This is a genomic window from Planococcus liqunii (assembly GCF_030413595.1).
Lineage (GTDB): Bacteria > Bacillota > Bacilli > Bacillales_A > Planococcaceae > Planococcus > Planococcus liqunii.
In genome coordinates, this window is sequence record NZ_CP129238.1 from 3,907,954 (window position 1) to 3,920,019 (window position 12,066).

A 12,066-nucleotide genomic window follows, 5' to 3' on the forward strand; every position below is an offset into this window, starting at 1 on the left:
CATGTCCAAAATCAGGTTTCTGCCTTTAATTGTTTCTGTTTGCTCTGCTTAAAAACTGCTTCGTCCGTTCCACTTTCGGATTATTGAAAAGCTGTTCCGGCGTTCCTTCTTCGACGATCTTCCCGTCTTCCATAAAAACAACGCGGTCGGAAATATCACGCGCAAACTGGAGCTCATGGGTCACAATCAGCATCGTGTTTCCTTCGTCCGCCACTTTTCGGATCGTTGCCAGCACTTCATCCACCAGCTCTGGATCCAGCGAGGAAGTCGGTTCATCAAACAGCAATACTTCCGGGTCCAGCGCGAGTGCCCGCGCAATGCCGACCCGCTGCTGCTGCCCGCCTGACAATTGGGCGGGATAATGGTCCAGCCGGTTCGCCAGTCCGACCCGTTCCAGAATTTCGATGCTCTGTTTTTTGGCTTCTGCTTTATGTATTCGCTTGACGCTGGTCAACCCGATCATGACGTTTTGCAGCACCGTAAAATTCTTGAATAGGTTGTATTGCTGGAACACCATGCCTGTCGAATTCCGTAAGGAAACGATATCCGCTTTTTTGGCGGATTGGGCATCCACTCGTTTCCCGCCGATTTCCACAATTCCGCGGGTTGGCTCCTCCAGAAAATTAATGCAGCGCAGGAGCGTTGATTTGCCAGAGCCGCTTGGCCCCAAAATCGAGACCACTTCGCCTTTCTGGACGTTCAAGTCGATGCCTTTCAGGACATGCTGGCGCTCGAAATACTTATGGACATTTTCCAATTTAATCATCAGGCAATCCCTCTTTCATATCTGCGTGCCCGTTTCTCCACTTTTACAAGCAAACGCTCCACCGCTATGCAAAGAATCCAGTAGACGATTGAGACCGCGATGTACACTTCAAAAAATGCCAAGCCGCGCGAACCGAGAATTTTGGCTTCTCCCATGATGTCAATGACGCCAATGATAAACACAAGAGACGTATCCTTAATCGTGCTGATAAACATATTTCCAAGGTTCGGTATAGCTGTGGCTAAGGCCTGCGGGAAAATGACCTTGAGCATCATCTGGGCCGGCGTCATCCCGATCGATTTGGCCGCTTCAAACTGTCCTCGGTCAACCGATTCAATTGCGGAGCGGATCGTCTCAGACAAATATGCTCCCAGATTCACGGAAAACGCCAATAGCGCATAAACTTCGGGTGGAATGCTGTTGACATCCGCCGATTGGAGCCAGCCGTATTCGATCTGCACGTAGTAAATGATTTTCGGTATGCCGTAAAACACCAGGTAGATCTGAACCAATAAAGGCGTCCCTCTGATAAAAGATACGTAAATGGCCGAAATCACCCTCAACACCGGCACCCGGTAAATTTTAATAAGGGCGGTGGCTACGCCAATAAATAAGCTTAAAATCAATGAGCCGACTGCAATCCCTATGGTGACGGGCAGCCGTGAAATAATTGCAGGAAAACTCTCTATTAAAAAATTGATATCCAGTAAATTTTCCATTGCCTCTTCCCCTCCACAAACCTATTCAGGGATGTACTCTCCGCCAGTCCATTTTTTCGACAGTTCAGCTAAAGTGCCATCTTGCTTGAGCTCTTCCAAAACAGGATCAATCAGCGCTTTCAATTCTTCGCCCTGCTCCCCTTTTTTCAAGACGATGCCCATGTCGTCATTCACCAAAGGCTGGCCGACAATTTCCACGTCTAAATCATTCTTTTTCAAAACCGCATCGATCATGATTGGATCGTTTACGTAAGCATCAATCCGGCCGTTTTGCACATCCTGCAAAATTTCTGAAGGATTGCCGCTTTCGCTGTACTTCAAATCAATCGGCTTTGCTGCTTTTTTGTTGTACTCCTCGAGCAATAAGGTGTAAGAATCCCCGGCTAAGGCACCGATTTTCTTACCTTCCAAATCCTTAATGGTTTGAATGTCTTCTCTTCCACCCTTCACCGCAATAACGGTTTCAGCTGCAAAATAGGATTCATCGGTGAACAAATATTTGCCTTGGCGTTCCGGCGTTTTCGCAACTTGATCGGCGATGGCCTGGATTTTATTGGATTCCAGCGCCAGGAACATGCTGTCCCACGGCACGGCAGTAAATTCAAACGTGTAGCCGTCCAATTTCTCATCGACCGCTTTGACCACTTCCACATCGTATCCGGTCAATTCGTTGTTCTCATCTGCAAATGCAAAAGGCGGATAGTCGTTTTGCGTTCCAACGGTGATCACTTGCTCGCCTGCAGCACTGGCTGCTTCCTTCGACGAACATCCGCTGAGAACGCCGCCTGCGCCCAGCAATAAAACCAGAGAAAGGGATATGTACGGTTTTCTTTTCATGATAAAACTCCTTTGTTGGTAAAGAGAGTCGCAAAGTTCTTTCATGCCCGAAAGCTTTGCGCTGCTTGAATGCGGCCAATAAAAACAAAAAAACCCATTCCGATAGGAAATAGGTTTTAATCTACATCTTATCTCTCAGAGCAAACGCTCTGCAGGAATTAGCACCTCTCATATGAAATGATGGTTGCTGGACGTCATTGGGCCTGTCCCTCAGTCTCTCTTGATAAGTTATTTAATTTTTTAACATATTACAGATAGTATTTTACATTGCCTGTTCTGTCAAATACATTTTTTTCTATTTTGAATTTTTATCACTTATTTTTTACTAAAAAAGAAAGGTGAAGAGCGATAAAAAAACAGGATTTCTCTGCCGCCTTTTTAAATTTCGAGCAGCCAATTGACAATAGTCTGAATCTTAAATACTATCTAATAATACTTCGTAAGGCTTTTATTAATTCACTTTACGCTGTCCTGACTTTTTAAGAATGGCCCAAATTTAACGAAGAGCGGAGCGAATCAGCAATGACAAAAGAAACGGTTTATGACGTAGCCATCGTTGGCGCGGGAACAATGGGAATGGCTGCCGGTGCCTTTCTGGCGAAGCAAAACGCAAAGACCTTGCTGATCGATGCCTTCGATCCGCCGCACATCAAAGGGAGCCACCACGGCGATACCCGCTTGATCCGGCATGCTTACGGCGAAGGCAGGCAGTATGTGGCGCTTGTGAAGCGTGCCCAGCAATTATGGGAAGAGCTCGAACAGGAGACCGGCTGTAAAATTTTTAAAAACACCGGCGTTCTTGGCCTCGGCCCGAAAGACTCGCCTTTTCTTCAGGAAACCATCGCTGCCGCCCAGAAATACAACCTCCCGTTGGAAATCTTGGATGCCAAGGAAATCCAAAAGAGATGGCCCGGCTTTTCAGTGCCGGATCACTTTATCGGCTGCTTTGAAGAAGGATCGGGAATCATTTACAGCGAGTCCGCCATCCGGGCTTACAAGGACACCGCTCTTCAAAACGGTGCGGAACTTGTTCCTAATACACCCGTTCGGCACATTGACGTGAATGATGCAAATGGAGTAAAAATTTCGACCGGCCACTCGGCCTATTATGCAAAAAAAGTGATTATCACGGCCGGTGCCTGGGCTGCTAAATTATTGCCGGAGTTAAGCCTTCCGATTCAGCCGACACGCAAAGCCGTCGGCTGGTTTGATGCACCTTCCAATCTGTACAGCGATGCCCACTTTCCGGCCTTCTTTATCGAGGACGGTGACAAAAAGGCGTATGGTTTCCCTAACTTGGACGGCGCCGGCCTTAAAATCGGCAAATCGGATGGCGGGCAGCCGATTGACCCGGACGTGCACACCCAGAACTTCGGATTGTATGAAAGCGATGAAGGCGATCTAAGGCATATGCTCCACACCTATATGCCGGAAGCAAACGGCCCATTGAAGCAAGGAAAAACCTGCCTGTATACCAATTCAAGCGACCATGATTTTATCGTTGATTACCATCCGGACCACCCGCATGTCATTTTTGCCTGCGGTTTTTCAGGGCATGGCTTTAAATTCGGCAGCGCGTTGGGCGAAGTATTGAGCCAAATGGCGTTGGAGGGCCGAAGCGCCTTTGATATTTCCATCTTCTCTCTCAAGCGGTTCAAGCCGTGATTCTTCTTTTCTGTTCACTGAAAAATACAGCCGGAAAAAAGCACCTCTTATGGAGATGCTTTTTTTCACGGTATATATTTAATGGCCGAAAGGAGCCAAAAGAGAATGCGTGACGGCCATCAGCAGCAACTGATTTATTTCCCGAGAAATATACAAGACTTGAATGCCCTAGGCCAGCATATTTTCGCTGGCTAAGGAATTGTTCAATCCCCTTACTCCAGCTGCTTCCTTAAGCAGTTTAAACCCTTCAGTCATCGTATCTACTTTGATGAGGATGCAGCGTTTGCCGTTGTGGTTGATGCCTTTGACGTAACGTAAGTCTTGCGGATTATTATTTCGAATTTCCGTGGTTTTTTATTGATTTTAGTCGATGCATATTAAATTAGCTGCGGATATCGTTTATATCTCTATTGTATATTTCTATTTCCATCATTCTGGCTCCCGGAATCCTTATGTGTTTTTTATAAATGTATAATGTTTTATATTTTCCTTCCCCCATTCGTACATCAGCAGCACAATCGGCATCAGACTTTCCCCTAAGTTTGTTAAAGAATATTCCACTCTTGGAGGAACTTCGGGAAATACTTCCCGGTGAACAATGCCATCTTCTTCTAACTCCCTGATCTGTTTGGTTAATACCTTATGTGTGATTTTTGGGAGCAATCGTTTAATCTCACTAAATCGTAAAATACCTTCTGTTGCCAAATGATAAATAATAACAATTTTCCATTTGCCGCTAATGAGGGACATGGTGAATTCTTTCTCGCAATTAAATTCGCCGTTTTCAATTTTCCTTTTTATCTCCGATCGTAATTCATCCATTAGGCTTCCCCTTTCCTTATGGTTCTCAAAAGTATCCTTTTGGTAACCTTCTCACAAAAAAGTGCCTTCTTCCAATAAAAAGTATTATATTTTAGAATATATAGAATATAATGAATTTTATTTGTCCGCAAAGTTGTTTCTTTTTACATCGGTAAGACGAGATTGGCATAAACGCAAATCCCGTATTTGAAAAAAAAGGATAGGAGATGGAAGAATGGCAGGAAACAGAGCAGTTGTCTATCGAGGTGCAGGAACGGTAACAGTCGAAGATATCAGCTACCCGGAATTAATTATTAGAGACGGTCCTGGGGTAAACCCTTTAAATGTAGGGCGCAAATGTGATCATGGCGTGATTGTAAAAATCGTTACCACGAATATTTGCGGAAGTGACCAACATATGGTGCGCGGACGCACAACCGCTCCTGAAGGGCTTGTGTTAGGCCATGAAATTACCGGTGAAGTCATTGAAGTAGGGCGTGATGTCGAATTCATTAAAAAAGGAGACCTCGTATCTGTACCTTTTAATATCGCTTGCGGCCGCTGCCGCAGCTGCAAAGAGCGAGACACACATATTTGCGAGAATGTTAATCCGGATCGTCCCGGCTCTGCTTATGGCTACGTGGACATGGGCGGATGGGTCGGCGGCCAGTCCGAATATGTCATGGTTCCTTACGCAGATTTCCAGCTGCTGAAATTTCCGGACAAAGAACAGGCAATGGAAAAAATACTCGATTTAACCATGCTTTCTGATATTTTTCCAACGGGTTATCATGGTGCAGTGAGTGCGGGTGTCAGACCAGGATCTACTGTCTATGTGGCGGGGGCTGGTCCTGTAGGGTTAGCAGCTGCCCACTCTGCCCAGCTTTTAGGCGCATCTGTTGTCATCGTGGGTGATTTGAATAATGAGCGTCTTGCACAAGCCAGAAGCTTCGGCTGTGAAACAGTGAACTTAAGAGAACATCCGGATTTGGGTGAGCAAATCGCTGAAATTTTGGGTGTGCCGGAAGTTGACTGCGCCATTGACTGCGTCGGCTTTGAAGCTCATGGCCACGGCACAGAAGCCGGTGAAGCCCCAGCTATTGTGCTGAATTCCATTATGGAAGTTACTCGCGCTGGTGGACGCCTTGGTATACCGGGACTTTATGTAACGGGGGATCCAGGAGCCGTCGATGAGGATGCGAAAATCGGAACCTTAAAAGTGCGCTTAGGGCTTGGCTGGGCAAAAGCACATACTTTTGTAACGGGCCAAACACCGGTTATGAGGTATCACCGCGACTTAATGATGTCCATCTTAAGCGGAAAAGCACAAATTGCCAAAGCGGTAAATGCCACGGTAATTTCGTTGGACCAGGCACCTGCATCTTACGCTGAATTTGATCAGGGAGCTTCCAAGAAATTTGTCATTGATCCCCACGGAATTCTTAAGTAAATAAGGCATTCTTCTATATGCCGATAAAAAACAAGGAGGTTCGTCCCTGTGAATAAAATCACTTTAGATGTGGCAAAAGAACTTATTGCCGGTGCGGAAGAAGAAGCAAAAAATATCGGAGTTGCTATGGTTATTACTGTGGTCGATGACGGCGGAAACCTGGTTGCGATCCACCGGATGGATGATGCTTGGCTGGCAAGCATTGACATTGCGCAAAACAAAGCCTGGACATCCGTAGCGCTAAAAATGCCTACATCCGCCCTGGCGGAAGCAACAGTTCCAGCAGCTGAACTCTACGGGTTAAACACGACCAATAATGGGCGCCTTGTCGTCTTTGGCGGAGGAATCCCTCTTGTCGTTGAAGATAAAGTAGTAGGAGCCATAGGAGTCAGTGGAAGTACCGTGCCTCACGATGTTCAAGTGGCGGAAGCAGGCGTAAAGGCGTTCAATAGCAAACTAACGTAGTTACAAAACCTTACATCTTTATATAAAAAAAGAGTCAGTATATGAACTGACTCTCTTTTTATTGGGACAAACAAAACAAAGGATCGGGGATTTACCTTTCCCCCGCTCGCCTAATCGAGCTGCTCTTCCTCAAGAAGCTTGAATCCTTCAATCATCGCATCTTCTTCCACTTCAATCAGAATGCAGCGTTTGCCGTTGTAATTGACGCCTTTGACGTAACGTAAGTCTTGCGGACTGATTTTGATTTCGGCTACTTTCGTATTGATTTTGATCGATTTGGATGTATAGCTGGGAACGACATGGCTTGCTTTTATTTCGTAATTTTTGTCTTCCACGACTTGCTGGAAAGCCCTCTCCACTTTTTCCGGACTGATGTCTTTGGCACCGCTCGCCTTTAAGACACGCGTCACTTCCACCGTATCCAAAACCGGCGTTTCTGCGTCTTCCTTCTCCGCTTCTTTTTCCACTTCCAGCATGAGGTTGATTTCATCGTAAAGCCCGGCAAGGGTTCTCGAATTCACTTCTTCCCCAATCACGGCTTTGACGATTTCTTCAAACACCACTTTATCTTCTTCTGCTGTCATGATTTCATCGCCATTTAATACGTTCTCGATAAACCGGTAATCGGGTTTGTTCACTTTGCCAGAAGCATAAACGATGTGGTTGACGTCTGCCGCGTTGTCCGTAAAGCTCGGGAACAGGAAGCCGCCAATCGGGGAAGCCAGTTTAATAACCGGATCGACCAGCACATTCGACTTGAATTCTTTCCCCACAAAATCAAATACAAGCGAGCTTTTCGGCAGTTCGGTCTGGTTCATGCTGCAGAGGATAAAAGGAGTCGTAAATACTTCATCCCGCATATCGATTTCCGTTTCATCCTGCTGGCGTTTCATCGTCTTGAAATACGTCCCGCGAATGAAAGTGACGACCATATCCTTTTCATAAGGAGTTTCTTCCACCATTTTCAAGGCGATGCGCTGCATATTTTCTTTCCATTCGTCTACTTCCTTTGCCTCAAGCCCTTCGTACAAGAGCCGCTGTGTATGGTCTGCCTGCCCTTCTTCCTGCGGCTGGAATTTCACTTCAAACAGCTTCTGGTCGAGTTTTCCGCCCAACACTTTCTTGAAATTGTTAAGGAACAGCTCCTGCTGCTCCCGGTCCAGAAGGGAAAATGAACGGTTCTCTTCATGAAAGATTTCCGTGCTCTCGCCTTGGATGTATACATTGTAAATTTCCGCGATTTTCAGTAAATCGGTATCCAGTTTAAATCGTTTGCGAATATCGGCTATATCTTTAGTATTCATTGCTATTTCCAACTCCCTGGCTAATTAAGATCCTCAAAATACAAAAAAGAGCTGCCAAAGCGATTGTTCTGCTTTTGGCGCTCCTTTATTATAACAAGTTTTCAGAGTATCCGTTTTTTAGCGCTTGATCTCGTTCTCGATATAACTGCGCCGGCTTTCTAAAAAATCCGGCAGGAATAATGGGATAGCATCGTAATCTTCTGTCGCCGCCTCCGGTTTGACGAAATTTGTCTGCTCTGTTGCTACTTCAATCAACAAATTATTCGGCTCGCGGTAATACAAGGATTCAAAGAAGTCACGCTGTTTGATGCCGGAATACCGGAAATTGATGTCGAGAATCATTTTCTCCACTTCATGCAAATAAGTGCGGTCCTTGGCATTCAGTGCGATATGCTGAACAGAACCGATCCCTTGTGTTTCAATGTCACGGGTGCGGTCTTCAATGAGGTGGACCTGCTGCCCGAACAAAACATCCTCTGCACCCAGTACGGTCACTTCGTGCTGATTGTGTTCATAACTCTCCAGTTTTTGGTAACCATGCATATTCATAAAAGCGCGGGCAGAAGCTTCTGCGTAACGGACGCGGCATTGGAACGAATCGATGCCCAAAATGGCATGCTCCAGCGGAATATCCGCTGACTGATGCGGGGCGTGCTCCGATGCATCGCCTTTTCTTAAAGGCGTCAATGCCAGCTGGATTCCGTCGCGGTCTTCGAAATGCAGGTACTTTCGGCCTTGGTAGTGTTCAATTTCACAATTGAAGACATCGATGGCTTCAAAGCGGGCCAGCCAAAATTGGAGCGAGGCTTCAGATGGAACCGCAAAAACGGTGCGCTCCAGGCTGTTCGTGCCGAATTGTTTTTGCGGCGCATTTGGCATTTCAAATACACTGAACTCGGTGCCGGGACGGCCTGTTTTATCGCCGAAGAACAGATGAAGCATATCCACTTCATCCTGGTTTACGGTTTTTAATAGAAATTCCAAACCGAGTAGCTTATGATAAAAATCAAAGGCAACATACCGGTCACGGTTAATGACCGACACATGGTGAATAAGTGGGCTCGCCATAAGGCACACAACCTTCCTTCAGATTGGAGAATGAATTATGGAACAGTTTAACATAGCCGGAAACTCTAATACATCGTTTATTCTCTTCCACGGTACAGGCGGAAACGAATATTCCTTGCTGCAAGCGGTGGGCGATATCGATCCGGCTGCCCATATCCGCGCATATATCGGTGAGTTCGCCACAGGAAAGGAACGCCGCTTTTTTGCACCGCTGCAAAACGGCCAAGTGGATCGCGCCGATCTTGAAAGGCGTGTTGTGAAGTTTTTGAAAGACTGGCCGCAGCAAAAGCCTGAAGGCAAAGTGATCATGCTGGGCTATTCAAACGGCGCCAATTTCCTGCTGGCGCTTTTGGAAAAAGAGCCCGACCTCGCAGACACAGTCGTTCTTTTGCATCCTTCCAACTTAACGTACCGTTTTTCGAGGACTTCAACGACAGCGCTTATTTTGACAGCTGGCGCACGCGATACCATATCCAGTCCAGGCGAATCCTTGAAACTATCCAAAACACTCGCTGCGCATTTCCCGCAAACAACGTTCAAGCTGTTTGATCACGGACACGAACTCACGGATGAAGAAGTGAAGTTTATCCGGGCACAGCTGGCATAAAAAGATCATGCAGAACGTTTTTCTGCATGATCTTTTTCGCTTTCTATACTTCCAGCGGAAATCAAAGGCGGTTAAAGAATTTTAGTGATTTACGTGGCAATGCCGATCGACGAATTTTCATATCGGGCATCGTTTAATGCCTTCAAGATGAAATGAGCGACGTCTGCTCGGGCAATCGACTTGGATTTCTCCGGAACACCTGTCGCAGCTTCCCGGTAATTGCCGGTAAAGGCGCCATTCGTTAGGCCCATCGGCCGGACGATGGTATAGGTCAAGCCGTGCGCTTCAATCCAATCCACCGCAACCCGGTGATCTGTCAGGGCATTTTTCAGCATGCCCATCATCAATTTCCCGCTGACGCCTGGAAGCTCCTGATAGATTCCTGCTGATGCGGTATAGACGATCCGTTTCACGCCGTGATCTTCCATGCCGGCCACAATGTTTTTCACCATTTCTTCGAGCTCTGACGATTTCTTCATCCCCTGGCTGGAGCCCAGGCAAGACACAACCGCGTCATGGCCCGCGATGGCAGCGGAAACTTCCGCTGGATTGAAGGCATCTCCTTGAACAACATTCAGATTCTCATGTGTGACTTCCAGCTTGGACGGCGTCCGTACAAACGCCGTTACTTCAAAACCATTATCTACTGCCTGCTTCACGACGGATTTTCCGACGCCGCCGGTTGCACCGAATACGATTATTTTCATGGAATTCACCTCTTCTTTCCTGTTAGTATGCCGTCTTTTGGAGAGAATATTGTTCAAGAGAAGAGACGGGTAGAAAAACTTTCAATTCCTATGATAAGGTTCTCCGTATTGTAACTGAATAAGGTTTAACATACTCAACTTTAACGCCTGCCTGTTCTTTTATGCGCCTTTAATAAAGCTTTCATTAAGCACTAACTCGTAAAGCTCTATTTTTCACACGATATCTAAAGCGATTTCAACCATCTGTGTAAATGAGGTTTGCCTTTCCTCTTGCGTTGTTTGTTCATGCGTAATCATATGATCACTTACTGTTAAAATGGTTAAGGCGTTAACTTTCGCACTGGCAGCATTCATGTATAAACTTGTTGTTTCCATTTCTTCCGCTAATATCCCCATATTCGCCCACTTTTCTGTTGCTGTTTCATCAGCATTATAGAAAACATCACTTGATAGAACATTGCCGATATGGACTTTATAGTTCTTTTCATCCGCCACCTTTTTAGCCTTCTCCAATAACTCAAAAGAGGCTGTCAGCGGAAATTGGCCCGGCAGATTCCATTGGTGCGCATAATTTGAATTCGTTGCTGCTCCCATAGCAAAAATCAGATCATATAATTTGATATCCTTTTGCATCGCTCCACACGAACCAATACGAATTAAATTTTTCACTCCAAAAACGTTAATTAATTCCCATGAATAAATGGCCATGCTTGGCGAACCCATACCCGTACCCATAACCGAAACTTTCTTTCCTTTATATTCGCCTGTGTATCCGAGCATTCCTCTAACATCATTAAACAGAACAGGGTTTTCTAAAAAGGTTTCCGCGATGAATTTGGCACGGTACGGATCTCCAGGCAGCAGGATCGTTTCGGCGATTTCTCTCCCGTTGGGCTTGATGTGCGGAGTTTCTTTTGCTTCGTTGTTGGTCATTTGAATCGCTCCTTTTCTCTTTAATCTATTGCTTCAAGCGTACCAGAGATTTTTGGGACTCACTTGCTGAAGTTTTCGAAATTCCGTGAATAAACCACTTCCCTATCGTTCGCTTCCACTTTTGAAAAACCCATTTTCTCTAATAATCGAATGGAAGCGATATTCTTCGGTGCTGCTCCGCTCAATTGATAATTTCACCTGTCTTCTTCGCTGAACCCTCCCGCAATTTTTGCAGTTCAGAATCTGTCAGCGCCGTCCACTCCGTTTCTTCTCCAATAATTCGCAAAGGCTCTTTCGAGCGATACGAACGCGTTAAGTTTCCAGGAAATTTTTTGTCCGTCACATTGGGGTCGTTTTCAAATTCGCCTGTCGGTTCCACTAGATAGACGCGTTCTCTTCCTTCCCCTGCGGCCAGCGCAGCTGCAAGCCCCGCCCCATTGGCATTTGCAGCGAAATAGATGTGGTTCATCTTGAGCCCGTCTCTGTAATTTGAATTGCCGCCAGCGGTCAATAAATCACCGACTGCTAAATCCGCTTTTGTTCCATGATAAAACGGGCCCGTATCAGTTGGCGGGCCTTCAAATGATTTGGCCAATTCGTCATTTCTTTTTGCGTTTTCAAGATCGCCCAATTCTTTATGGCAGGCGGCAATGTTTTTATATAATGCCGGATACGCACTTTTCACATTCTCATCATCTATTTTCAGTGCACACTGAAGGGACATTTCCATCCATTTCAATTTTT

Annotated in this window: 13 protein-coding genes and 1 riboswitch; of the genes, 4 read left to right on the top strand and 9 right to left on the bottom strand. The window is 46.0% G+C overall.

All coding sequences use genetic code 11. The annotated features are described in order from the left end of the window. Nucleotides 1–25 precede the first annotated feature (25 nt). The 3 genes from QWY22_RS19305 to QWY22_RS19315 are packed head-to-tail and all read right to left on the bottom strand — an operon-like array spanning nt 26 to nt 2,322. The gene (locus QWY22_RS19305) at nt 26–766 is read right to left on the bottom strand and encodes an amino acid ABC transporter ATP-binding protein (protein WP_300982397.1); all 741 of its coding nucleotides are present in this window, start codon (nt 764–766) and stop codon (nt 26–28) included. Next, nucleotides 766–1,485 (bottom strand): amino acid ABC transporter permease, encoded by a 720-nt coding sequence (locus QWY22_RS19310; RefSeq protein WP_300982398.1) that lies wholly within the window; start codon nt 1,483–1,485, stop codon nt 766–768. The genes QWY22_RS19305 and QWY22_RS19310 overlap by 1 nt, the downstream gene beginning before the upstream one ends. Nucleotides 1,486–1,506: 21 nt before the next feature. After that, on the bottom strand, nt 1,507–2,322 hold the full coding sequence (locus tag QWY22_RS19315; protein WP_300982399.1) for a transporter substrate-binding domain-containing protein: 816 nt from the start codon (nt 2,320–2,322) through the stop codon (nt 1,507–1,509). Between the two features lie 125 nt (nt 2,323–2,447). Further along, nucleotides 2,448–2,552, bottom strand: a riboswitch (SAM riboswitch). Between the two features lie 292 nt (nt 2,553–2,844). On the opposite strand from QWY22_RS19315, the gene solA reads away from it, so the two are divergent. Then, nucleotides 2,845–3,987 carry an N-methyl-L-tryptophan oxidase gene (gene solA, locus QWY22_RS19320; RefSeq protein ID WP_300982400.1) on the top strand — a complete coding sequence of 381 codons (1,143 nt, stop codon included), beginning with the start codon at nt 2,845–2,847 and terminating at the stop codon, nt 3,985–3,987. A gap of 450 nt (nt 3,988–4,437) precedes the next feature. On the opposite strand, the gene QWY22_RS19325 is transcribed toward solA, so the two are convergent. Continuing rightward, the gene (locus QWY22_RS19325; RefSeq protein ID WP_300982401.1) at nt 4,438–4,809 is read right to left on the bottom strand and encodes a winged helix-turn-helix transcriptional regulator; all 372 of its coding nucleotides are present in this window, start codon (nt 4,807–4,809) and stop codon (nt 4,438–4,440) included. Nucleotides 4,810–5,023: 214 nt separating this feature from the next. Between QWY22_RS19325 and fdhA the strand changes: the two genes are divergently transcribed. Together fdhA and QWY22_RS19335 are read left to right on the top strand one after the other, a co-directional pair. Then, nucleotides 5,024–6,238 (top strand): formaldehyde dehydrogenase, glutathione-independent, encoded by a 1,215-nt coding sequence (gene fdhA, locus QWY22_RS19330; RefSeq protein ID WP_300982402.1) that lies wholly within the window; start codon nt 5,024–5,026, stop codon nt 6,236–6,238. Between the two features lie 48 nt (nt 6,239–6,286). Next, on the top strand, nt 6,287–6,703 hold the full coding sequence (locus QWY22_RS19335; protein ID WP_300982403.1) for a GlcG/HbpS family heme-binding protein: 417 nt from the start codon (nt 6,287–6,289) through the stop codon (nt 6,701–6,703). 110 nt (nt 6,704–6,813) lie between these two features. Here QWY22_RS19335 and QWY22_RS19340 read toward each other — a convergent pair whose 3' ends face one another. Next, nucleotides 6,814–8,007 (bottom strand): DUF4317 domain-containing protein, encoded by a 1,194-nt coding sequence (locus tag QWY22_RS19340; RefSeq protein ID WP_300982404.1) that lies wholly within the window; start codon nt 8,005–8,007, stop codon nt 6,814–6,816. 117 nt (nt 8,008–8,124) lie between these two features. Beyond that, nucleotides 8,125–9,075 (bottom strand): VOC family protein, encoded by a 951-nt coding sequence (locus QWY22_RS19345; protein WP_300982405.1) that lies wholly within the window; start codon nt 9,073–9,075, stop codon nt 8,125–8,127. A 37-nt stretch (nt 9,076–9,112) separates the two neighbouring features. Here QWY22_RS19345 and QWY22_RS19350 point away from each other — a divergent pair, with 37 nt between their 5' ends. Further along, entirely contained in the window at nt 9,113–9,682 is a 570-nt protein-coding gene (locus QWY22_RS19350; RefSeq protein WP_300982406.1) for an alpha/beta hydrolase, read from the top strand. Between the two features lie 89 nt (nt 9,683–9,771). On the opposite strand, the gene QWY22_RS19355 is transcribed toward QWY22_RS19350, so the two are convergent. From QWY22_RS19355 to arr, 3 genes are all read right to left on the bottom strand, one after another. Next, a complete protein-coding gene (locus tag QWY22_RS19355) occupies nt 9,772–10,389 on the bottom strand; it encodes an NAD(P)-dependent oxidoreductase (protein WP_300982407.1) in 618 nt (205 codons plus the stop codon). 213 nt (nt 10,390–10,602) lie between these two features. After that, complete coding sequence (gene deoD / locus QWY22_RS19360; protein WP_300982408.1) at nt 10,603–11,322, bottom strand: purine-nucleoside phosphorylase; 720 nt, start codon at nt 11,320–11,322, stop codon at nt 10,603–10,605. 181 nt (nt 11,323–11,503) lie between these two features. Continuing rightward, nucleotides 11,504–11,917, bottom strand: a complete 414-nt coding sequence (gene arr / locus QWY22_RS19365; protein WP_300984439.1) for an NAD(+)--rifampin ADP-ribosyltransferase — start codon at nt 11,915–11,917, stop codon at nt 11,504–11,506. Between the last annotated feature and the right edge of the window lie 149 nt (nt 11,918–12,066).

What these genes read in the sequence shown, in the direction of transcription:
- QWY22_RS19345 (WP_300982405.1), bottom strand. Translation starts at nt 9,075, where the DNA reads ATGGCGAGCCCACTTATTCACCATGTGTCGGTCATTAACCGTGACCGG.
- QWY22_RS19310 (WP_300982398.1), bottom strand. Translation starts at nt 1,485, where the DNA reads ATGGAAAATTTACTGGATATCAATTTTTTAATAGAGAGTTTTCCTGCA.
- deoD (WP_300982408.1), bottom strand. Translation starts at nt 11,322, where the DNA reads ATGACCAACAACGAAGCAAAAGAAACTCCGCACATCAAGCCCAACGGG.
- fdhA (WP_300982402.1), top strand. Translation starts at nt 5,024, where the DNA reads ATGGCAGGAAACAGAGCAGTTGTCTATCGAGGTGCAGGAACGGTAACA.
- QWY22_RS19340 (WP_300982404.1), bottom strand. Translation starts at nt 8,007, where the DNA reads ATGAATACTAAAGATATAGCCGATATTCGCAAACGATTTAAACTGGAT.
- QWY22_RS19305 (WP_300982397.1), bottom strand. Translation starts at nt 766, where the DNA reads ATGATTAAATTGGAAAATGTCCATAAGTATTTCGAGCGCCAGCATGTC.
- QWY22_RS19350 (WP_300982406.1), top strand. Translation starts at nt 9,113, where the DNA reads ATGGAACAGTTTAACATAGCCGGAAACTCTAATACATCGTTTATTCTC.
- solA (WP_300982400.1), top strand. Translation starts at nt 2,845, where the DNA reads ATGACAAAAGAAACGGTTTATGACGTAGCCATCGTTGGCGCGGGAACA.
- QWY22_RS19325 (WP_300982401.1), bottom strand. Translation starts at nt 4,809, where the DNA reads ATGGATGAATTACGATCGGAGATAAAAAGGAAAATTGAAAACGGCGAA.
- QWY22_RS19355 (WP_300982407.1), bottom strand. Translation starts at nt 10,389, where the DNA reads ATGAAAATAATCGTATTCGGTGCAACCGGCGGCGTCGGAAAATCCGTC.
- QWY22_RS19315 (WP_300982399.1), bottom strand. Translation starts at nt 2,322, where the DNA reads ATGAAAAGAAAACCGTACATATCCCTTTCTCTGGTTTTATTGCTGGGC.